The organism is Paraburkholderia sp. MM5477-R1 (assembly GCF_050436385.1).
In the GTDB taxonomy this organism is placed as follows: Bacteria; Pseudomonadota; Gammaproteobacteria; order Burkholderiales; family Burkholderiaceae; genus Paraburkholderia; species Paraburkholderia tuberum.
Genome location: NZ_JBNDMC010000005.1, coordinates 1242589 through 1264139, shown reverse-complemented (window position 1 = coordinate 1264139; position 21551 = coordinate 1242589). Strand labels below are relative to the sequence as shown.

Sequence of the window (21551 nt, the reverse complement as noted above, 5' to 3'; positions counted from 1 at the left end):
GCTGGATCGCGCAGGTACATGGCTAGCCTGAAAGGCCTGGTTTCGTATCAGCATGGCCCATGCCGTCCGTGCATTCTTTGCCGCGAGCGCCACGGCAGCGATGTTTTTGTGTCGACGTTTGAATGTGCGAATGAACGGATTTGGATGTCATAACCGACATGCGAAACGCGCCATACATCAAAGGCCGGTTGCTGATCGTCGCGATGTTCGCGTTGCCCGCGTTCGTGTTCACCAACGGCTGTAAGTCGACGGCGACGGCGACACCGTCCGCGACCGCGCCGGGGGCAATCGCCACTGACGACGCTACGCTCGCCCGCCGGGTGAAGCAGGCGCTTGTCGCGGACCCCGCGCTACGATCGTTACCGATGAGCGTGGCAACGTATCGAGGCGTCGTGCAGTTGTCGGGATACGTGGATTCAGAGGCACAGATTCTGGAAGCACTTGCGGTGACCCACGGCGTGCCGGGGGTGCAATCCGTGAGCAACGATCTGCACCTCAAGCCGCAATGACATGCGTTCGCCGGTAGACGGATGACACGAGAGTAACGCGGCACAGCGCACTCAAGCGAGCGCGGTCTCACAGCCGAAAACTCGGCGCGAGACCCAGGGCCGCTTCTGGAGTTCTCCGGACTTCGCTTTGGTCCGGTTCACAACGATAGCGGGCCGCGCAAGGTCATCTTCATATCCCGCTCCTCGTACCGATCAGCTTCTGCGTCACATCCAGTTCCACGATCGACCCTCCGTGGCTCGGTCATGCCTCGGCTTTCAATATATCGCACGTGATATTTCACCCAACAGGCCGGCTGCGAAACTGGTGTTCGACAATCGACAGGTATGCTGATTGCTCATGTTATGACGAGGCGGTTTGCGATTGACCGGTTCACCGTCACTTTGCCACCGTCTGATTGGGTCTCGAAAGGAGTTTCGATCGTGTCGCTCTCTCGCCGTCATTTCATGATACTTGCCGCATCCGTCGCCTCAACGACGGTTCTCTCGACAAAGTCAAACGCGGACGCACCTGTGCTGTCCGAAAACGATCCGACCGCACTGGCCCTCGGATACAAGATGGACGCATCGAAGGTCGACAAGGCGAAATTCCCTCGGTACCAGACAGGGCAGACCTGCGCCAATTGCCAACTGTATCAAGGCAAACCCGGTTCCACGAATGGGCCGTGTCCGACCTACGGGGGCAAGCTGGTCGACGCAAAAGGGTGGTGTAACGCCTACGTGAAAAAGGCGTAATTTACACGCCGTCGTTGTGCTTCATCGTAGCTCGCGCCGATAGCCGCGTTCCAGTGCGCCGTTATGACAAGGAATAACAAGCTAGCCTCCGTTCAGCACCATCTCACCTGGTCATATCCAACAGGATCGACGGTCTAGTCCGGCCACTTGCGGGTTTTGGGGCGAAGCCCGAGTGTGATGGCAGCATGGCGCCCGACCGTTAGTTGCGCATCCGACAGGAAGACGTTCGGTCATCTGCGCCAACGTATCGGAGGCCGCAGTTCGGCGCGAAGCGGACGAAGTTCGCCGGTCGGATGGCTTTACACGTGTGTCTCGTCATCCCTTGCCGAGCGGCGGCCGACTCGGGAATCCCGCCATATTGCTTAGCTGGGCCAGTTCATTCGCCGCCTCGCGCAGCAGCATCGAGTACACGTGAATCTTCTCGGTCGTCAGCCGCACCCGCGGACCGGCCAAACTGATGACGCCGACGCAACGCGAGCCGCTCACCACGGGCACCGCCACCGCTGACATGCGCGGGGCAAACACCTCGTCGATCATCGCGTAGCCACGCACGCGCGCAGCGTGCAGGAAGCCCAGCAGCGCCTTGAGCGTCGTCGGCGCATTGGGTCCAAACTCATTGGGCTGTCCAAAACCCTGCTTCAAAACCAGTGCCGCCGCCTGTTCGTCAGTCATTGTCATCAGCCATGCGTGTCCGGTCGACGTGCATGAAAGTCGTGCTGCCTGGCCCATGTCAGGATCGTAGCGAAAGCCGATGCGCTGTCCGTCCGCCTTCCCCACCCAGATGATTGCTTCGCCGTCCACCAACGACAGCCGCGCCAGTTCACCTGTCTGCGCAGCGACGCGTTCGATGATCGGCTGGGCGATATCCGCGATGCCCGTCAGGCTCAGGAATTCCAGCCCGTTCGACGTCATACGCATTGTCAGAATGTAGCGGCTGTGATCGACCAGTTGCCTGACATAGCCGCCTTCGATGAGCTCGGCGAGCACGCGGTGGCACGTGCTGCGGGGCAGGGACAAAGCGTCGGCAATCGCCAGAAGACCCGCGCCTTCGGCTTGCGTCGCCAGGAAATCAAGAATTCTCAGGCCGTTTTTGAGCGACATTTCGCGTGACTTTCATTATGTGCAATGCAGTTCCGGTGCGGAACGCCTCGCTTTCCGAGCGCAAACAATAGCACTTGTTCGTCGCCAGAACGAACGGTTCGACATATGAGGAATTCAGGAGACAACATGTCATTTTTTGCTGATTCAGGCCTTGCCGCGGAACAACAGTCCGCGCAGGCTCACTTGATGGCGCGTCGGGCGGTGGCAGGCGCAACCGTCGGAACGGCGCTCGAATGGTTCGACTTCGCGCTGTATGGTGTGGTCGCGGCCACGATCTTTCCAAAGCTGTTTTTCCCATCGCTGGACCCGACCGCCTCGTTGCTCGCGTCGTTGGCTAGTTTCTGGGCAGGGCTGGCCGCACGCCCGTTAGGCGCGGTGATCTGCGGGATGCTCGGGGACCGTTGGGGACGCCGCAAACTGATGCTTATCACCGTGTCGGTAATGGGAGCTTCATCGTTCCTGATGGGGCTGTTGCCCACTTACCACCAGGTTGGCATCTTCGCGCCGACGTTGCTGGTGACACTGCGCATCATCCAGGGATTCGCGCTTGGCGGCGAGTCGACGGGCGCGCAACTGATGGCGGTCGAGCATGCGTCTGCTAACCGACGCGGTTGGTATTCGGGCCTGCTTGGCATCTGCTCGCCACTCAGCCAGATTCTCGCCAACTTCTCGCTCTTTACACTGGCCGCGTTGCTTTCATCGGACGACTTCGACTCCTGGGGATGGCGAGTCCCGTTCCTCGCAAGCTTTGTGCTGGTGCTGCTGGGTATCTACATCCGCAGGAAGGTTAGCGAGACACCGGCCTTCGAGGCGCTCAGGAAGACTGGCTCGCCCACACGCGCTGCCAATCCGCTAGGCACCGTTTTCAAATATCACTGGCGCACCGCGCTTCGCCTGACGCTGTTCTTCTGTGGCCCGGCCGCACTGTTTTATCTGATCGTGGTTTTCTCGCTCAGCTATCTGACGAAACACCTCGGCGTACCAAAGCAGACCGGTTTCATGCTGCTGATGGTTGCGAATGTCTGTGCCATCGCGGGAGCGCTGGCGGGCGGTTATCTGAGCGATCGGATCGGACGCAAACGTGCGCTGATGATCGGCTCGTTCTGCACGCTGATCTGCTGCCTGATCTACTTTCCGATTCTCAACCAGAACTCGATCGCCATGACGATGGCCGTGATGGGCGCCTTCCTCGGCTTCACACAGTTCCAGAGCGGCATCCAGCCGGTGTGGTTCGCCGAGTCGTTTCCGACCGATGCGCGCTACACGGGGTCCGCACTGTCGTACTCGGGAGCCAACCTGCTTACCGGCGGCCCGATGCCAATCGTCGCCGTGGCGCTGCTCAATGCCTTTAACGGTTCCCCTTGGGCCATCGTAGCGGTCTGCGGCTCGCTGAACCTGATCTCCTTCCTGATGATCGCAATATCTCGGGAAACCAAAGACACGCCCCTGGAACGAGCTAAAGTCGAATCTGGTGTACGGGGGAGTTGAGGCGGGAAGTTGAAGGCGGTGGAGGTTTCAGCTGAGAATCTGATTGTCGAAGTCGGAAACCAGCAAACAACAAACCATCCACCATGAGCAAGGATACGGAAAAAGCAGTTGTCGGTCTATTGGGCGCCGGCCTGGGGCTGGACGATTTGGTTCGTCAAGGGGCACGGCAAGTGATTCAACAAGCGATTGAAGCGGAGCTGGCAGAGCTGATGGAGCGGTTCGCGAACGTCAAGACCATGCATGGACAGCGCGCGGTGGTCCGCAACGGCTACTTGCCGGAACGCGATGTGTTGACGGCGGCCGGGCCGATTCAGGTGAAGGTACCGAAGGTGCGTGATCGATCAGGATTCGGCGTGAAGTTCAACTCGACGATCGTGCCGCCGTACGTGAGGAAGTCGCCCCGCGTAAGCGCAGCCCTGCCGTGGCTGTATCTGAAGGGTATTTCGACGGGCGACATGGGCGAAGCGTTAAAGGTGCTCGTGGGCGATGACGCCAAGGGCTTGTCGGCCAACGTGGTGAGTCGGCTGAAGGCGCAATGGGCTGAAGATCATGCGGCCTGGAGCAAGCGGGACTTGTCGGAATCACACTATGTGTACTGGTGGGTGGACGGCATTCACACCGGGCTGCGCAGCGAGAACTCGGACGGTCAATGCTTGCTCGTGATCATCGGCGTGAGGCCGGATGGGAGCAAAGAGCGCGTGGCGATCGGCGATGGGTATCGCGAGACGAAAGCATCGTGGCTGGAACTGTTGCTCGACCTGAAAAAGCGCGGTCTGAAGGCGGGTCCACGGCTGGCGGTCGGCGACGGCGCGATGGGCTTCTGGGCGGCGCTGGAGGAAGTGTTTCCGACAACGCGTGGTCAGCGCTGTTGGTTTCACAAGATGGGCAACGTGCTCAACGCGCTGCCCAAGTCGCAGCAGGCGCGCGCGAAGGCCGACATGCAATCGATCTGGATGGCCGCGACGCGTGCCGAAGCCCATGCCGCGTTCGATCGTTTCGTGTCGATCTATGCGGCCAAATATCCGAAGGCGGCGGAGACGCTGAAGAAGGACCGAGAGAGCTTGCTGGCCTTCTACGAGTTCCCCGCCGAACATTGGCAGCATCTGCGTACCACCAACGCGATTGAATCGACGTTCGCGACGGTGCGCCACCGTACGACACGTACGCGTAACTGCGTGTCGCGACCTACCTTCCTCGGCCTGGCATTCAAGCTGATTGAGGAAGCCGAGAAAACTTGGCGCCGTATCAACGGCCCGGAAAAGATCAAGCTGTTGCTCGAGGGTGTGGCCTTCAAGGACGGCGAACCGGTGCAAGACGATCGACCGGTTCAGCAGAAACTCGCCGCTTGAAATCGACCGCCATCAAAATGTTCATACACCACTCTTGACGTTAGCTCCCCTGGAACGCTCTTCTACACACTGACACCATGACTCGCAAACTCTACATCCTCAATGGCTCCAACCTGAACATGCTGGGCGCGCGGGAGCCTCATCTTTATGGCAGCACTACGCTGAAGGACATCGAACAGAACTGCCTCGCGCTGGCCGACGCCCTCGAGTTCGACTGCGTATTCCGACAGACGAACAGCGAAAGCGAGTTGATCGACTGGATCCAGGAAGCGTTCTTGCAGGACGCCGCGCTGATCATCAATCCAGCCGGCTTTTCATTCGGTCGGATTCCGGTGCTCGACGCAGTCAAGCTCATCCGCCGACCAGTAGTGGAATTGCATATCACCAACATCCACCGACGCTCGGAGGAATATCGTCACTCGACGATTTCGGTGGCGGCTACCGCGGTAATTTGCGGGGCTGGCGCAAACGGATACTTGCTAGCAATCCGCGCGATTGACGATCTGTGGGGCAACCAGACCTGAGCCGGCTCCTCTATTCATGAAGCACGCGGGCTCCTCGATGGAGCCCGAGTTCGGCTGGGGTGTCTTCTACGCAGTGGTGGTTGCCACGTTCGCCTTCCTCATGTTCTTGCGCGAGCGGCGCGTGAATCGCGCGATCGACTCCGAATTGATAGGGCTCGACATCAAGAGCTGGCTGATGTCGGCGTGCGTCAGCGCGGCGCTGTTGCTGGCGTTTTGATTGCATGGCTGCTCAAACGAATCGGGCACGGCCACCCGACACCGTACATCGACCCCGGCGTGCTCGCACTACTGACGCTCGTCCTGATCCCGATGCCGATCGGAACCGTGATCGGCGCGGTCAAGGAAGTGTTGCTGATCACGCCGCCGGATCTGGAGCGCGGGCTGCGCGACCTGATGCAACAACTGACCGCCGACTACGGCTTCGTCAAGCACTCGCACTACGCGACGCGCGTCGGCCGCGGCCTGTTCGTCGAGGTGCATATCGTGTTGCCCGAGGCGATGGAGCACGCCGGCGTCCGCCATCTCGACCAGATCCGCGACAGGATCTCGCGCGCAATCGGCGAATCGGGCCCGGACCGCTGGCTGACGGTGGCGTCCACGCGCGACCCGCGCTGGTTGTAACTTTCGCGACTAGTCCCCGAACGGGTTGTTGGTGTCCTTCACTTCGGTACTGAGGTTGTATTCCGCACGCATGGCCTTGAGTACGCCCTCGATGTCGCGCTCGAAGCCGATAGCGTTACCGAAGTGGGCCATATTCCAGTTGCAGCCTGTCTTGTCAGCCTCTTGCAATTGCGGCCGCGGCACGCGAATCTTCACGCCATCCTCGACGATTTCCTGCAGTCGATGGAGTCGCCGACTGACCTCCTGCTGAAGCTGCGAGGCATTAAGCGTCTTGCGTATCATCCAGGTCTCCTCCCGGTTGCTCGAGCCAGTCTAACGCAAGTGATGCGTTTCGCGACCTGGCGCTGAAATGCGAAGCGCCAGAGAGAAAGCAGGCGTATCGGTTCGTGGGGGTGCGTCAGCCAGCGCCGACGCGCGAAAGTCTGGCGGCTTTAGACGACGTTGGTTGTGCGTCGCACCACACATTCGTTCGCTTTCTCCGTCGCCGGCCTGGATTGTTTCCCCGATAGCCAGACATACGGATTACGAGGAACATAGGCATGCGCTAAAGGTCGCCAATGTGTAAAACCGGTGGGGGTAAGCATGGGACAACTCGACTTCAGTACCTTCGAGCACGAAGGTTGGGAGCGGGTCGCGCAGGCCTATCATGAGTATTTTGGTGATTTGACCGCCCAGTCGAACCAGGCCATGCTCGAAACCCTCTGCATTCGGCGGGGAGCCCGTTTTCTCGACGTCGCCTGCGGCCCGGGCTACCTCGCGGCCGCCGCCGCGCGCAGCGGCGCGGATGTCGCCGGCGTGGATTTCTCGGTCGCGATGGTCGACAAGGCGAGACGCGTCTTTCCGGCACTTGAGTTCCGCGTCGGCGACGCGGAGGATTTGCCATTTCCCGACGCAAGCTTCTCGGCAGTGGGGATCAGCTTCGGAATGTTGCACTTTGCGCACCCCGAGCGCGCACTCGCGGAGGCGTTTCGTGTACTGCAACCTAACGGCAGAATCGCCTTCACGGTATGGGCGACACCGAACAAGGCGGTTGGCTTCGGCATGGTGTTGAAGGCGATCGAGGAGCACGGGACGACCGACGTACCCGTCCCGCCGGGACCACCCTTCTTCCGATTCAGCGATTGGGAGGAATCGAAGCGCCTGTTGCTCGATGCCGGGTTCGTCCAACCGGAGGTGCGGGAGTTGGACCTCACGCTCGTGCTTCGTGCTCCCACTACACCTTTTCATGCACTCCTGCGTGGTGGCGTGCGGGTTTCCGCGTTGCTACACGCGCAGACGCCGGCCGCGCTCGCGTCTATTGAACGGGCAGTCGCACACGAGGCGCAGGCGTATCGCAGCGATACGGGGGACCTCAGGCTTCCGATGAGCTGCGTTCTGGCTTCCGCACTCAAGCCTTAGGGCGAGCGGGCTGACTCAACTCACCTAGACCGTCGCGGCGAGCTTGAATTCATCGAACCTGGCTACTGGTGGCGATAGTTCCTGGACTTCCAGACGGTCCACCAGAGCTGCATGCGCACCGTCAACCAGCCAATCGCAGATTCGCTCGAGTTCTTCAGCGTGTCCTTGCAACACAGCCTCGACCGAACCGTCCATCCGGTTGCGCACCCAACCCGTGATGCCTCGAGCCGTGGCCTCGTTGATGCAAGCCTGCCGGTAACCTACACCCTGCACGTGGCCATATACCCTGACCAGTCTGGTCCGTAAATCGGTATCGAACTGTGGCGTCATGATGCACGTAACTCCAGGTCGGATAAGACGCAGCGCAATTGCCTCTGGTCGCTGTCGCTGTCGCTGTCAGTCCGGAAGCAAAAGCGCTGCTCGACACGAATCGCGAATTCGACAGTCAACCTCCGCGCACCTCGTCGGTTTCGCCTGCCGAGTCTGTCGCCTCCCAATCCGCCTTCGTCGTTGCTGCTGGCGTCACCGGCTTGATACGTGTCCACCACGCGGTATTTGCCGGTGCATGGAAGCGGAACTGCGTGCTCCATGCCGCCCAGAACTCCCGCTGTGCGGCCTGGGACGTCGGGAGAACAAAACCTAACTTCTCAGCGAGTGCCGGCAGATAAAGGTCAAACGCTGATTTGACAACGTCGCCCCAGCTTCTTGCCTCTAGAATCGCAAGCCGATACGCAATTGCCGCAATGGCGGCCGCAATCGCAGCGTTCTGAAAAAGATCCGCCAACAGGTAATTACCGGCCAGTCCGTCGGCAAGCCAGATGTCAATCGCTCGCACCAAGGTAAAGATGGACGTAAAGGTACCCAGAACGACGAGTCCGACCAGAAAGTCAACTGGAGCTCTCGCATCCGCAATGATTGCCTGATAGTCCTTTGGGATGACTGCAAGAAGACGCGGCCATACGAATATGCTGTCAACCTTATAGACTTCGCTCGAGTAACCCTCGAATGCACGCAACGTGTTCCCAAAGGCCGTAGGAAGAACGAGATTTTCATGCCGGGGGAAATCACGGGCGTTCCGCTCCTGGTTGCGGTACAGCCTCGCCCTTACGGTGGCTCGGTTCGATTCAGCCTTTCTGTATTCCAACGATTCCTTTGAGGCTTTAAGCCGCTCGATTGTACTGTTCTCTGTAGCGAGTTCCGTACGGAGGCGTTCTATGAGGTCCAGCTGACGATTGCGGCGATTTCGCTCATCGCGCTTCCAGGCCTCGCGATTGAATGGCCATTTGTATCCTTCGAGAACCTGATAAAACCAGTTGTTCAATACCAACAGGATCAGCGATAGGACCCATACGATGATGAGGAAAGAGAACAGGCTTCCAACCTTGTCGCTGTCCGAGGTCGCCTTGTGTAGCAAATCGCAAAATGCCGGGATATCGGCGTTTGCCGCGAGAAAGCCTGTAAAGCCAAGCAGGGCCGGCAAAAAGAAGCCGAGGATAAATGCTTTGTCCAGCAGTTTCGATAGGCCCGAGAGCATCGGAGATTATCCCTTGGCAAGTTCAGCGACGCACTGGCGGTGGGTTGTCGTCATCTGGGTCCTGCTGCGACTGTCCCGGAAGACCTCCGAATTGAAGAGCCCGGTGAACCGCATTCAAATCGATGCTTGCCAGTTTGCTCGGCGGCGTTGCTGAGCCGGAGTCGTCTACAAGATGTTGATAGAGGAAATCGACAACCGCACCGAGGGCATTGAGGGCGCTCGCGTAATCTCGTGCAATCGCCAGGTCGTGGACTTCTACGGCCCGCCTCATCACCAATTCGCGTAGCGGTTCCGGTGCTGATTCGTATTGGCGAGCAAACGCGGCGTTCCGTTTGATCTCTTCAAGCCGGTCGATCGCTTTTGAGGCACTGCGGCGGCTCTGCCCCCTGGGTACATGCGTGGCGCTGCGCCCGACCACTTTTGTCAGCAGTTCGACGATTTCACGAGATGAGTTTTCTTTCATCCTGGCTCTCCAAGGGGAAAACACACTCGCCTCCCCGGCCCCGCCCGGGCGTCAATGCTCGAACCGTTACTCGATGTTAGTACAGCTGTTCGGTAGGAGGAAACAGTATATCGGTGCGCACGCCGCAGAAGTGTCGCGTGGACTTCGCAACAAGTGAACTATCGCCGGGTTCCTCGCTGCCTCGCGCATACGGTTGGTCAAGCGAGCGGCACAGGACAATCCCTTAACGCTTGCCGGGCAATGTTCAGACATGCGCGCGCAATTCTCCGCAGCGAAATGTTGGTTTCGGACCGTCGCTGCCCGGTCAAAGTGTAGGGTGAGTCCCACCACCGAGTCCACGTCGCCACTGTCACGCGAACATTCAACGCCTACGCAGCCCGTTAGCGGCACGCTTGCCTGACAGCCCCTCCGTCGGCACGGTCTTTGCATCCAGAAACTGCGTCAACCGGAGATAGCCATGATGCGATGTTTTGCGGACTTCGCTCCCAAGCAAGCGCTGCGCGGCAGTGCAGCCGTACTTGCTGCCACCATACTCCTAACAGCATGCGGGACGGGAATGGCGGCATTCGCCGGACTGCTTCCGAAATCCGACGGGGTAGCGACCGCAGTGACCGCTACACCGTTGGTCGAACTGCAGACCACGATGACGAATCTAATCGAATCCGGTTACGAGGACATTTCCGCAACTGCTGACTAAGCTCGCCCACAAGCTCGGCGGTGCCGCGCCACGCCACGTGATATCACTGTCGGAACCGACTTCACCGTTCATCAGGTGTTGAACACGGTTCGTCTTCAACTCTGTTCTCTGCCATTAGCTATGCTTCTCTCTGTGTCTTGCGCCCGCCGCGAAGCACGGCCACCAAACACCGGCACAGTCGCTTGCGCACGACCCAATGATCGGTCCGACAGGTACCGTTACGTCACCAGCGGGCAGGCACGGTCGTATTGATTGCGTTCGAGCAATGCCCAACACCTGGCGGACCACCGCGTACTGCACGAACATAGGAGCGAAAGGTGGCAAATATTGACTTCGAGAACCTCCGGCAGTTGTTTCCAGTCACCGACGATATTCCCGATTCCGTCCGCCTCGCGGAGCCGATTCATCAGCGCGTCTCGCTCGTCGATGGAGAATTGAAGGCATGGGATGGCGCCTGCAAGAACGTGCAGTCGCCAGTCTGCGTGCGACAAGCCTCCGGCGACGCTGAACAGGTCGTCATTGGCAGTTATCCGGTCATGGGCGAGGTCGAGAGCGATGCCGCGCTGAACGCGGCCGTGCGAGCCTACGATCACGGCCGCGGTGAGTGGCCAACGATGACAGTCGCGCAGCGCATCGGCTGCATGCAAGACTTCATTCGTCTCATGGCGGCCACGCGCCATGAGATTGTGAATCTGATCATATGGGAAATCGGCAAGAGCCTTGCCGATTCGCAGAAGGAGTTCGACCGCACCATCAACTATATGCAAGACACTATCTCGGCGCTCAAGGAGCTAGACAATAGCAACTCGCGCTTTGTCATCGCCGAGGGCACCATCGGCCAGATTCGCCGCTCTATCGTGAGGAGCAGTTCGGACCGATCATCCCAGTCGTGCCGTTCGATGACATCGATACACCACTCGAGTATGTCATCACTTCGGACCACGGTCAGCAGGTCAGCATTTTCGGCACCGACGCTGCCCAAATTGGCTCGCTGGTCGACCCGCTCGTCAATCAGGTGTGCCGCGTCAATCTCAACAGCCAGTGCCAGCGAGGCCCAGACGTCTTTCCGTTTGCCGGCCGCAAGGATTCTGCGGAAGGTACGCTATCGGTCACCGATGCGTTGCGCGCGTTCTCGATTCGCGCCATGGTCGCGGCCAAAGAGACCGACCTGAACAAGACGCTGCTCGATACGATCGTCACGAATCATCACTCGAAGTTCGTGAACACCGGTTTTATCTTTTAGCGGCTCGATGGGTACCGAGCAAGAGTCCCGGTGCGGAGGTTCAGCGCGCGATGCCGTCAAGGTCAGCGCATCGCGCGCACGGTTGAGTGAAAGGGTCCATTCGTCAGTTGGGGCGATTTCGCACGACGTCCGGCCAGTCGATGCCCGTAGAAAAGCATAGGTTTAAAAGCGACGAATATTTGCGACCTGCTCGTATTGTTCCACACCGACTACGACTCGGTACTCCTGCATCAGCCGGATGAGCGCCTGCGACGCCCTGGAAATCACACCGTAGACTTCCAGCTGCTCGGCGTGCACCAGCGCCTGCCCCAAAGTCATGGCCACGTCAGTCCCCTTATTGCAGTTGAACAGCGAGCAAGTCGTTGGCGAACGCGGGTCGGGCGGAGGCGAACTCCATCAGGTCGAGGAAGCCCTCGCTGAGCGCAAACTCATGCAGCGCATCATCGCCGCTGTCAGCTTTGATGCGACCGTAGCTTTCGACCATTTTCAGGTCGGTAATCAAGTACATCATCTCAACCTCTTTCTGTCTGGGAATGCCCCGAGTTGTCGCGCTCATACCTCGACGGAAAGAATGCGCCCCGTCGGGCCGTTGTCGTCTCATGCTTCGGTCCGAAGAGTACGTAGCGTGGCTTAATTCAAGCTTAAACAATGCCAACGATGAGAACGCCTCGCCGCAACGGAGATTCGGCGGCGCCCAGTCGGAAAACCTCGGGGAATAGCATTCAATCCGTCGCGAAGCGGTTGAACGCTGGACGGTCGTTTGGCGGGGAGAATAAAGTGGCCCCGGGCCACTTGCTCGATGGCGGAGCAAGCGGCTGTTATTGAATGTCAGTCCGCAATCTCCGGCTCGACCAGCTTCGCCAGTTGCGCGAGCGACTCCTGCCAGCCGAGGTAACACATCTCGACCGGAATCATCTCGGGGATGCCTTCCTGCACGATGTTCAGTTCGGTCCCGCACGACACCTGCCGCAACGAAACGGTCGTGTGCATCTGACCGGGCAGATTCGGGTCGTCGAAATGGTCCGAATAGCGGATCTTTTCGAACGGCACCAGTTCGATGTACTCGCCGCCGAACGAGTGCCCCTTGCCCGAGCCGAAGTTATGAAACGACATCCTGTAGGTGCCGCCGACGCGCGCATCCATCTGACGCACGTCGCAGGTGAAGCCATACGGCGGTAGCCATTTCGCCATCGCGGCGGGTTCGAGGAATGCGCGATAGATACGCTCGGGCGTCGTGCGCAAAACACGGTGGAATTTGACGGTTCCGGTAGCCATGATGAGTATGCCTTTCACGGGAGGGGTTGAATATACTGTCACGACGCGCCCGCGTTGCGGGAATCGACACGCACGAGACCAGGCAAAACCCGTAGACGGGTTGACACTCGTTTAGCAGATGCATCGCCCCATACGGACTGCGTTGCGGTCGAAGCGTCCCCGGTCGCCATAGCGTCCCCGTCCTTTTTAGATGATCGATGATTGCAACGCATCAGAGACCGCCGGCCTACGCCGGCCATTGAAGTCCGGATGCATGGCTGCAATCGTTACCTTCAATCCGTTGCAAATGAGAACTTGGCAAGCCGGGGGCGTCCATGCATGGTGTATAGGCAACTTGATGAGCAGGGACTTCAGGCGGCGAGTTTCTGCTGAACCGGTTGATCGTCTTTCACCGGTTCGCCATCCCTGAAGGCAATGCCTTCCAGCAACAGCTTGATCTTTTCACGCGGCGCCAGGCTTTCTCGGCTTCCTCGATCAGCTTGAATGCCAGACCAAGGAAGGTGGGTCGCGACACACAGTTGCGCGTGCGCGTCGTACGGTGTCGCACCGTCGCGAACGTCGACTCAATCGGATTCGTGGTCCGCAAATGCTGCCAGTGCTCAGCCGGGAAGTCGTAAAACGCCAGCAGGCTTTCCCGGTCCTTCTTCAACGTTTCCGTTGCCTTCGGATATTTCGCCGCGTAGACCGTCACGAAACGATCAAACGCGCCTTCCATTCGCCATTCGAGGTCTTTGCCCCAACACTTGCTTCAGCAGCTCAATCAAGGCTCTAAACATTAAACCCGCCGTTGCGCTTCGACCTTGAAACCGCCGTTTACGTACGGCCATAAAACATAATTCGTATTACATATAGGGAATACCCGCTGAATGATGGCCGAAACTGACGGTGTGATGCGCCCCCGAGAGCACCCGTGTCCCACTATCCTCATCCTCATGGCAGCGTTGTGCAGCACAGCATTCGAAGACCTCCACATCTCGAATCGGGGAAAAAGATGCAAACGTTCGATGTGTTGACTTATGTTGCTCATACCTTGCGTGCGGGAGAGCGCGTAGGTGTTGCCTCTATTCTCTGCGTCGCCGTCGAGATAATGCTGCCGTATGGCAAGGTGTCGTTTGCATCACGCGCGCGCGGCATTCTGTTTCACATTTGTTATTTGTTTATAGGTGGGCTTTTCTTCGAACTTTATCATTCTGTGATCGTCGCACTGCATATCCGACCGCTTTTCTCGATATCGCTTGACGGCGTATTGGATTCGCCGCGGCCAGTCTGGCGCGCCACCAGCATCGCCCTTGCTATCGCTGGGGCGATACTGATTGGTGATTTGCTGTACTACTGGTTCCATCGCGCGCAGCATACGTTCGGTTTCTTATGGCGGTTCCACCAGGTCCACCATTCGATTCGCGAGATGAATGTGTGGAACTGCAATATGCATGTATCGGAGGAGTTGCTCCGTCCCCTCGTTGTCACGCTTCCAATGGCACTACTGATCGACTTCCATCCTCCATTCCTATGGTCGTTGATTGGCATGGTGATACTCATTCAGGGCACCTTCGAGCACGCCGATACACGCATCAGCTTTGGCCCGATTTCCTATCTGTTCCCAGACAATCGATTTCATCGAATTCATCATTCAGTCGAGTTGCGCCATTACAACCGAAATTTCGCTGCAGTCGTGACCTTATGGGACGTATTGTTTGGGACCGCACACTTCCCGAAGAAAGGCGAATGGCCCGAGGTCGGTCTTGACTACACTGATGAGCCTGACGGTCTGGTTGATTATCTGCTGATGCCATTCACCGTCAGGCTACCCGCCACCGCTGTACAAGACCCATCCCCACGGAGGACGGAGTGATGTCCCCACTCGCAACGACACTCGGATCGCGGCTTGCCGATGCGAAAAACAGGCCATCGGGTTTCGACTACATGCGTCTCGTGCTCGCCGTCCTCGTGGTCGCGAGCCACACCATTAACGTCTGTTATGGTCACAAGTTCACTCAAGCGGTATGGTCCGGGCCTGCACGAGCACCGCTCGCGCTAATCTTGCCAATGTTCTTCGCTCTGAGCGGTTTCCTGGTTGCCGGCAGCTTCGAACGTTGCCGCACGATCGTTTCCTTCTGCGGGCTGCGGGTACTGCGGCTGCTACCCGCATTGGCGGTCGACACGCTGATCGCCGCATTGCTGATCGGGCCGTTCTTTACCACGCTTCCACTTCATCAATATTTCACTGATCCCGAGTTCCGGGCGTACTTCCTGAACATTCTCGGAGACGTCCATTTCGCGCTGCCAGGTATGTTCGCCAACGATCCTTGGCCGGATGCAATCAATCAGCAATTGTGGACGTTACCGTTCGAACTAGCCTGTTACGTCGCATTGACTATTGCGTCGTATGCCGGCATGGCACAACGACCGCATCTTTTACTCGCCGCATCAATTGGTGCGAACGTCTTACTCGTTGCGCTTGCGCACCGTTCCGGTTCGGCTGGTATGACCGTACACGGACCGATGCTCGTTCTCTGTTTCTTCTATGGCGTTTGCGCGTACCAGTTCCGCAACCGGATCGTCTGGAGTTCATGGCTCTGTGTGCTATCTGGCCTCGTCGCAGTGATTTGCCTATCCGTTCGCGGCGCGGATTACTTCGCGGCGCTGCCCGCCGCCTATCTGACCGTCTTTCTCGGACTCACGCAACCAAGACGCCACCGCTTTGTCGCAAGCGGTGACTACTCATACGGCATCTTTCTTTACGGTTTCCCGATACAGCAAACTGTGGCCGCGATGCTTGCCCCGGCCGCCCTCACCTGGTACGTTCATTTTCCGATTTCCCTCGCCCTCACACTTCTCTTTGCAATGATGTCGTGGCATGGCGTCGAAAAGCGTGCCCTGAAACTGCGCGGCTTGCTGGACCGTATCGAAACCGCGTGCGTTGCATATCGCCGCCGCCGTGCCGGGGGGGCGATATCTCGTACCGGCGCCCGCGGTCCGAATCACGAAGTCGCCGACCCTCGAATGATCGTCAGAAGGCGGGGAGAGGCAGCCGCAGAGATTCAATCTCGCGCAATTCGTAGCGGCGCTGCGGGGCGTCTTTGCTCATCAAGGTCAGATACGGAGCAGCGAAATACCACTCTTCATCCAATACATCCGTTGGGTAGGGCCCGCGTTTTTTCCTGCCGCCAGGATACCAGGTCTGGCGCGAAGTTCCTGACACGCATCTAAGATGGGTGGTTCCCGTCAGAGCCACAAAGGAAGGTCATGGGCATCGACTCGACACATCAAACCGCCATCAAAGCTTTCGTGTTCGATGTCTTCGGAACCGTGGTTGACTGGCGAAGCGGCGTCGCGCGCGAAGCGCAACCGTTTCTGCAGCGGCACGCGCCGAATCTCGACGCATCCGACTTCGCGGACGCATGGCGACGCGAGTATTCGCCCGCGATGGAAGAAGTGCGTAGCGGACGCAGACCGTATGTGCGTCTCGACGTGCTGCACCGGGAAAACCTCGTCAAAGGGCTGGCGCGTTTCGGCATCGCCAACGTTCCCGAACCGGAGATCGATGAGTTGAACCTGGCCTGGCATCGGCTGGACCCCTGGCCCGATGCCGTCGACGCATTGCGGCGCCTGAAGGCGCGCTTCATCATCGCACCGCTATCCAACGGCAACATTCGCCTGATGGTGGACATCGCAAAGCGTGCCGGTCTGCCTTGGGATGCCATTCTCGGTGCCGAAGTCGTCCGCGCTTATAAACCCTCGCCGCTGGTCTATAGCGAAACGGCGGAAATTCTCGGCATTGCGCCACGCGAATTATGCCTCGTGGCCGCACACAACAACGATCTCGCCGCTGCCCGGCGCGTCGGCTTGAGCACCGCGTTCGTCGTGCGGCCCACCGAGCATGGCCCTCAACAGGCGAGCGATCTGAAGGCAGACGAGGCGTGGGACTTCATCGTCGACGATCTGCACGAACTCGCGACGCAACTAGGCTGCGCGCGCTGACGCAAACCCACGCAAGGCGACGTACTGCAACAGCATGATCGTCTTGCCGTCGACGATTTCCCCTGCGTCGACCGCTCGCAACGCGGCTTGCAACGGCATTTCGATCACCTCGAGATCTTCCCCTTCATCCTCGACGCCGCCGCCGTCGTTGACCCGCATCGACGCGTCGTACTCGCCGACATAGAAGTAGAGCTTTTCGGTTACGGATCCCGGGCTCATGTAGGCCTCGAAAATCTTGTGGACCTGACCCACGCGATACCCCGTTTCCTCCTCGACTTCGAGCCGGATGCGTTCTTCCGGCGAAGCGTTGTCGAGCAACCCGCCCGGCGCTTCGATCATCATGCCGTCGTGACCGTTCACGAACGCGGGCATGCGGAATTGTCGCGTGAGTATCACGTTGCCGGTGCGCGGACTGTGCAGCAGGATTGTCGCGCCGTTGCCGCGATCGTAGGTCTCGCGGTTCTGCCGCTGCCATGTGCCATCGCGACGCAGGAAGTCGAACGTCACCTTCTTCAGCGTGTACCAGTCGTCGGATAGCAAGGTCGTTCCGACGATGCGAACCCGGTCTTTCGTTGCGGTCATGGCGCCTCCTGTCGACCATGGACAATGATTCATGGTATCGTGCAACTTCGTGCAATTTCAAGATATTTCGTGTAATGCAATGTTGACGACCCAACGCAAGAAAGCGATCCTCGACGAACTCGCGCGCAACGGGCAGGTCCTGGCAGGCGAGCTGAGCGCGGCGTTTGGCGTGTCGGAAGACACGATCCGCCGCGATCTACGCGAACTGGCCGCGCAGGGGCGCTTGCAGCGCGTCCACGGCGGCGCGTTGCCCGCGTCGGCGGCGCTCGCGTCATTCGAGCAGCGTCAGGACATCGAGACGCTCGCCAAGCGGCGCATCGCTCGGCGAGCGGTCGAACTGATCGCGCCGGGGCAAACCGTGATCGTCGACGGCGGCACCACGTCGGCGCTATTGGTCCAGGCGCTGCCGTCCGATTTGCACGCGACCATCGTCACGCATAGTCCGAGCGTCGCCACGGTGCTTGCCGCGCATCCTTGTGTCGAGGTGATCCTGATTGGCGGCCGGCTTTACAAACATTCGATCGTGGCCGTCGGCGCCGCGGCGATGGAAGGCATTTCGCGCATCCATGCCGACCTGTACTTCATGGGGGTGACCGGCGTGCATCCCAGCGCTGGGCTGAGCACCGGTGACTTCGAGGAAGCCGCGATCAAGCGCGCGCTCGCCGCGCGGGCGGCGGAAACGGTCGTGCTCGCGTCATCGTCGAAACTGAACGCCGCATCGCGGTTCGTGATCGGCGAGATCAAACTCGCGCAGACCATCGTGGTCGAGAAGAAGACCCGCGCGGAATTGACGAAGCCGATCGAAGCGGCTGGGGTGACTGTGGTGAGAGCGTAGGGGTGGCGCGCCATGGATCACGCGTCCGTCGGGCGTACGCCGCCCGATCACATCCGCGCATGACGGATAGACATAGAAGGCGCCGGTCGGACGAGGACAATAGAGTCCATCGATCGCATTCAGTCTATCCACCACGAGATCGCGCCGCTGCGATTTTTCGAAGCCGGAGTTTCATCCGCGCGCGGCCGCTTCCGAACAAAGATCAAACAGGCGACTTTTGAAGTGCTAGGATGACGCGCGCAACCCGGCTTGTTCCACGAAGCGACACTGCCGGGTTGCCGACACGATGGTGAAATCGTTGCGTTGTGCAGCCTGATACTCAAGTACAGAGGAGACACTCAATGAAACTTTCGAAGCTGCTTATAAACGCGTTGGCGCTCTCGGCTCTCAGCTTTACCGCGGTCGCGGCTCATGCCGAAGATCTGCTCGACTCGGTCAAACAGGCCGGAGTCCTGAAGATCGGTCTCGAAGGCACCTATCCGCCGTTCGACTCGCGCAACAAGGACGGCGAGCTCGAAGGCTTCGACGTCGATGTCGCGAAAGCCGTGGCGGCGAAGCTCGGCGTAAAGCCGGTATTCATTCCGACCGAGTGGAGCGGCATTATCGCGGCGCTGCAGAGCGGCAAATTCGACGTGATCATCAATCAGGTCACCATTACCCCGCAACGCAAACAGGTTCTTGATTTCAGCCAGCCCTACACGTACTCGGCCGCGCAGCTGATCCAACGGGCGGACGACAAGCGTGAGTTCAAATCGCTCGACGAATTCAAGGGCGACAAGAAGATCGGCGTGACGCTCGGCACCAACTACGACCAGATGGCGCGCGCGGTACCTGGCATCAACGTGCAAACTTATCCGGGTGCGCCCGAGAAACTGCGCGATCTCGCCGCCAGGCGTATCGATGCGACGATCGACGACCGGCTGATGCTGCCGTACATCATCAAGAACTCGCAGTTGCCGTTGCGTACGGGCGCGGTGCTGAAAGGCGCCGAGCAGGAAATGGGCATCCCGTTCCGCAAGGACAATCCGAAGTTCGCGAAAGCACTCGACGACGCGCTGACCCAAATGAAGCAGGACGGCACGCTCAAGAAGATCTCGATGCACTGGTTCGGCACGGACGTGACTCAGCCTATCGCGCAGTAATTTTCTCGTTGTTCTCGCGTACCCGCGCCGAGCTGCCGAATGGTCGACGCGGGTACGCCGCTTGCTCGCTGAGCGGTTTCTGCCGCGCAATCGCTCGCGATCAACGCTTCCATTGCTTCGAATCACGAAGCAAGCGCGGATACGCCATTACGCGCACCTTCTCCCTCGTTCATCACGTTTCATTCTTCGTGCTGAATGCATGCACGCTCTGCTGCGCCGCAGTTGCCTGATGCTTCGAAAGCGTGCGATGCTTTCGGAGCCATTGATCCGGCCACCTCGTGTCGGACTCGCATGTCGCCGGGAGACGACCGCGAATGGCACGCGATGAGACCAGTGAAATGCCCACAACCTTGGAGGCATCATGAGCATTCAATCACTGTCTCGCAGCCGCAACGCATCAACCGCCCATCTCTTCCCCAGCTCAAGTAAGTACTTCGTGCCGCGGCGTTCGCCGATCACGCTCGGCGTCGCCTGCATCGCCTCGCTCGTCTTCTCATCCGCGAGCTGTCTGGCCGATACCCAGGTGGGCGCCACGCTGCCGCCGGCGCCCGACATTCTGTACGGCGATCTGTTCGTCGCCGTGCAAACCGCGCAGATCTTCGCCGACCAGAAGACGTTCGTCGACGCGACGCCGAATGGCAATCCCGCCGCGATCGTCCAGCTATACGAAACGCAGAAGAACCAGCCCGGCTTTTCGCTGCAGAAATTCGTCAGCCAGTACTTCACGCCGCCGCCCGATCAGAGCATCACGCCGCCGCCGAACCAGAGTCTGCGCGAGCACATCGACTGGCTCTGGGACGGCCTCACGCGCACGACGACGAGCGCGCCCGACTACAGCTCGCTGATCCCGCTGCCCAAACCATACGTCGTGCCGGGCGGCCGCTTTCGCGAAGGCTACTACTGGGATACCTATTTCACGATGCTGGGGCTGCAGGAGTCCGGGCGTGAAGATCTCGTCGACGATATGCTCGACAACTTCGCGTACATGATCGACACGTTCGGCCACATACCGAACGGCAATCGCACGTACTATCTGAGCCGCTCGCAGCCGCCGTTCTATTCGTATATGGTGGAGCTCGCGGCGCAAAAGGAAGGCAACAAGGTTTATCAGAAGTACCTGCCCGTGCTGCGCAAGGAGTACGCGTACTGGATGCAAGGCTCGTCCAGCACGCCGCCCGGCGGCGCTACGCACAATGTGGTCGTGCTCAACGATGGCACCGTGCTCAACCGCTACTGGGACGATCTGGACACGCCGCGCGACGAGTCGTACCTCGAGGACGTGCAGACCGCGCAGGCGAGCGGCCGGCCGGCCAACCAGGTCTACCGCGATCTGCGCGCGACCGCCGAAAGCGGCTGGGATTTCAGCTCACGCTGGTTCGGCGACAACCAGACGCTCGCAACGGTGCGCACGACATCGATCATCCCGGTCGATCTGAACAGCCTGTTGTTCCATCTGGAGACGACGATCGCGCGCGGCTGCTCGGAGACACGCGACTTCCGTTGCGTCGCGCAGTTCATCGGCTACGCGGCGCGGCGCGCGGAAGGCATCAACCGCTATCTGTGGAATAGCCACGGCTACTACGGCGACTACGACTGGCAACTCGGCAAGGCGCGCGACAACCAGACACCGGCGATGCTGTATCCGCTGATGGCCGGCGTGGCGTGGCCCGATCGCGCGTGGAAGACCGCCCAGACCGTGCAGAATGTGCTGCTCAAGCAGGGCGGCCTCACGACGTCGACCTATAACACCACGCAGCAATGGGACGCGCCGAACGGCTGGGCGCCGTTGCACTGGATCGCGATTCAGGGCCTCAAGCGCTACGGACGCGCCGACCTCGCGCAACCGATCGGCACGCGTTTTCTCGCGGACGTCGAGAACGTCTACAACACGCAGCACAAGCTCGTCGAGAAGTACGTCGTGGAAGGCGCGGGCGAAGGCGGCGGCGGGGGTGGCGAGTATCCGCTGCAGGACGGCTTCGGGTGGACCAATGGCGTAACGTTGATGCTGCTCGATCTGTATGGCAATGGGCAGTGAGTCCCCGCGGCATCGTCAAGCGAGTGTCGTGCGGCTAGTCCC

22 protein-coding genes and 3 pseudogenes are annotated in these 21551 nt (G+C 59.5%); 15 read left to right on the top strand and 10 right to left on the bottom strand.

Annotation, left to right across the window (positions count from 1 at the left end):
- Positions 1-158: 158 nt before the first annotated feature.
- Complete coding sequence (locus OKW35_RS18120) at positions 159-509, top strand: BON domain-containing protein (RefSeq protein WP_429360188.1); 351 nt, start codon at positions 159-161, stop codon at positions 507-509.
- A gap of 444 nt (positions 510-953) precedes the next feature.
- Positions 954-1241 (top strand): high-potential iron-sulfur protein, encoded by a 288-nt coding sequence (locus OKW35_RS18115; RefSeq protein ID WP_221309201.1) that lies wholly within the window; start codon positions 954-956, stop codon positions 1239-1241.
- Between the two features lie 315 nt (positions 1242-1556).
- Here OKW35_RS18115 and OKW35_RS18110 read toward each other — a convergent pair whose 3' ends face one another.
- Positions 1557-2342, bottom strand: coding sequence for an IclR family transcriptional regulator (locus OKW35_RS18110; protein ID WP_429552752.1), 786 nt, complete (start codon positions 2340-2342; stop codon positions 1557-1559).
- A 126-nt stretch (positions 2343-2468) separates the two neighbouring features.
- On the opposite strand from OKW35_RS18110, the gene OKW35_RS18105 reads away from it, so the two are divergent.
- From OKW35_RS18105 to OKW35_RS18085, 5 genes are all read left to right on the top strand, one after another.
- Positions 2469-3830, top strand: a complete 1362-nt coding sequence (locus OKW35_RS18105; RefSeq protein ID WP_429552751.1) for an MFS transporter — start codon at positions 2469-2471, stop codon at positions 3828-3830.
- A gap of 83 nt (positions 3831-3913) precedes the next feature.
- Complete coding sequence (locus OKW35_RS18100; RefSeq protein WP_090812446.1) at positions 3914-5179, top strand: IS256 family transposase; 1266 nt, start codon at positions 3914-3916, stop codon at positions 5177-5179.
- Positions 5180-5256: 77 nt separating this feature from the next.
- Entirely contained in the window at positions 5257-5703 is a 447-nt protein-coding gene (locus tag OKW35_RS18095; RefSeq protein ID WP_090810774.1) for a type II 3-dehydroquinate dehydratase, read from the top strand.
- 16 nt (positions 5704-5719) lie between these two features.
- A complete protein-coding gene (locus tag OKW35_RS18090) occupies positions 5720-5920 on the top strand; it encodes a hypothetical protein (RefSeq protein WP_429552750.1) in 201 nt (66 codons plus the stop codon).
- 59 nt (positions 5921-5979) lie between these two features.
- Positions 5980-6324: a hypothetical protein gene (locus tag OKW35_RS18085; RefSeq protein ID WP_429552749.1), complete on the top strand. Its 345-nt coding sequence runs from the start codon at positions 5980-5982 to the stop codon at positions 6322-6324.
- 9 nt (positions 6325-6333) lie between these two features.
- Here OKW35_RS18085 and OKW35_RS18080 read toward each other — a convergent pair whose 3' ends face one another.
- Positions 6334-6606, bottom strand: a complete 273-nt coding sequence (locus tag OKW35_RS18080; RefSeq protein WP_429355186.1) for a hypothetical protein — start codon at positions 6604-6606, stop codon at positions 6334-6336.
- 300 nt (positions 6607-6906) lie between these two features.
- Here OKW35_RS18080 and OKW35_RS18075 point away from each other — a divergent pair, with 300 nt between their 5' ends.
- On the top strand, positions 6907-7722 hold the full coding sequence (locus OKW35_RS18075) for a class I SAM-dependent methyltransferase (protein WP_429332636.1): 816 nt from the start codon (positions 6907-6909) through the stop codon (positions 7720-7722).
- A gap of 24 nt (positions 7723-7746) precedes the next feature.
- Here the strand turns inward: OKW35_RS18075 and OKW35_RS18070 are convergent, their stop codons facing one another.
- From OKW35_RS18070 to OKW35_RS18060, 3 genes are all read right to left on the bottom strand, one after another.
- Entirely contained in the window at positions 7747-8052 is a 306-nt protein-coding gene (locus OKW35_RS18070) for an acylphosphatase (RefSeq protein ID WP_090810768.1), read from the bottom strand.
- A gap of 115 nt (positions 8053-8167) precedes the next feature.
- Entirely contained in the window at positions 8168-9256 is a 1089-nt protein-coding gene (locus OKW35_RS18065) for a hypothetical protein (protein ID WP_429552748.1), read from the bottom strand.
- A gap of 22 nt (positions 9257-9278) precedes the next feature.
- Positions 9279-9719: a hypothetical protein gene (locus tag OKW35_RS18060; RefSeq protein WP_429355182.1), complete on the bottom strand. Its 441-nt coding sequence runs from the start codon at positions 9717-9719 to the stop codon at positions 9279-9281.
- 1014 nt (positions 9720-10733) lie between these two features.
- Here OKW35_RS18060 and OKW35_RS18055 point away from each other — a divergent pair.
- A pseudogene (locus OKW35_RS18055) lies at positions 10734-11659 on the top strand (aldehyde dehydrogenase family protein).
- 162 nt (positions 11660-11821) lie between these two features.
- On the opposite strand, the gene OKW35_RS18050 reads toward OKW35_RS18055, so the two are convergent.
- The 4 genes and pseudogenes from OKW35_RS18050 to OKW35_RS18035 form a co-directional block, all read right to left on the bottom strand.
- Entirely contained in the window at positions 11822-11983 is a 162-nt protein-coding gene (locus OKW35_RS18050) for a hypothetical protein (protein ID WP_184061799.1), read from the bottom strand.
- Between the two features lie 10 nt (positions 11984-11993).
- Positions 11994-12215 carry a hypothetical protein gene (locus OKW35_RS18045; RefSeq protein WP_429552747.1) on the bottom strand — a complete coding sequence of 74 codons (222 nt, stop codon included), beginning with the start codon at positions 12213-12215 and terminating at the stop codon, positions 11994-11996.
- A 272-nt stretch (positions 12216-12487) separates the two neighbouring features.
- On the bottom strand, positions 12488-12934 hold the full coding sequence (locus OKW35_RS18040) for an SRPBCC family protein (RefSeq protein ID WP_429552746.1): 447 nt from the start codon (positions 12932-12934) through the stop codon (positions 12488-12490).
- Positions 12935-13284: 350 nt separating this feature from the next.
- Positions 13285-13640: pseudogene (locus OKW35_RS18035) on the bottom strand (transposase); the annotation flags it as partial.
- Between the two features lie 204 nt (positions 13641-13844).
- Between OKW35_RS18035 and OKW35_RS18030 the strand changes: the two are divergent.
- The 3 genes and pseudogenes from OKW35_RS18030 (at position 13845) to OKW35_RS18020 (ending at position 16915) form a co-directional block, all read left to right on the top strand.
- Positions 13845-14786, top strand: a complete 942-nt coding sequence (locus tag OKW35_RS18030) for a sterol desaturase family protein (protein ID WP_311734787.1) — start codon at positions 13845-13847, stop codon at positions 14784-14786.
- A pseudogene (locus OKW35_RS18025) lies at positions 14786-15724 on the top strand (acyltransferase family protein); the annotation flags it as partial. The gene OKW35_RS18030 and the pseudogene OKW35_RS18025, both read left to right, overlap by 1 nt.
- A gap of 456 nt (positions 15725-16180) precedes the next feature.
- Positions 16181-16915 (top strand): haloacid dehalogenase type II, encoded by a 735-nt coding sequence (locus OKW35_RS18020; RefSeq protein ID WP_429552745.1) that lies wholly within the window; start codon positions 16181-16183, stop codon positions 16913-16915.
- Here the strand turns inward: OKW35_RS18020 and OKW35_RS18015 are convergent.
- On the bottom strand, positions 16898-17497 hold the full coding sequence (locus OKW35_RS18015; RefSeq protein ID WP_184023738.1) for an NUDIX domain-containing protein: 600 nt from the start codon (positions 17495-17497) through the stop codon (positions 16898-16900). The two genes, OKW35_RS18020 and OKW35_RS18015, sit on opposite strands and share 18 nt — an antisense overlap.
- A gap of 79 nt (positions 17498-17576) precedes the next feature.
- Between OKW35_RS18015 and OKW35_RS18010 the strand changes: the two genes are divergently transcribed.
- From OKW35_RS18010 to treA, 3 genes are all read left to right on the top strand, one after another.
- Positions 17577-18332, top strand: a complete 756-nt coding sequence (locus OKW35_RS18010) for a DeoR/GlpR family DNA-binding transcription regulator (protein ID WP_429552744.1) — start codon at positions 17577-17579, stop codon at positions 18330-18332.
- 341 nt (positions 18333-18673) lie between these two features.
- The gene (locus OKW35_RS18005; RefSeq protein ID WP_018422645.1) at positions 18674-19474 is read left to right on the top strand and encodes a transporter substrate-binding domain-containing protein; all 801 of its coding nucleotides are present in this window, start codon (positions 18674-18676) and stop codon (positions 19472-19474) included.
- Between the two features lie 361 nt (positions 19475-19835).
- Entirely contained in the window at positions 19836-21509 is a 1674-nt protein-coding gene (gene treA, locus OKW35_RS18000; RefSeq protein WP_429552743.1) for an alpha,alpha-trehalase TreA, read from the top strand.
- Positions 21510-21551 lie beyond the last annotated feature (42 nt).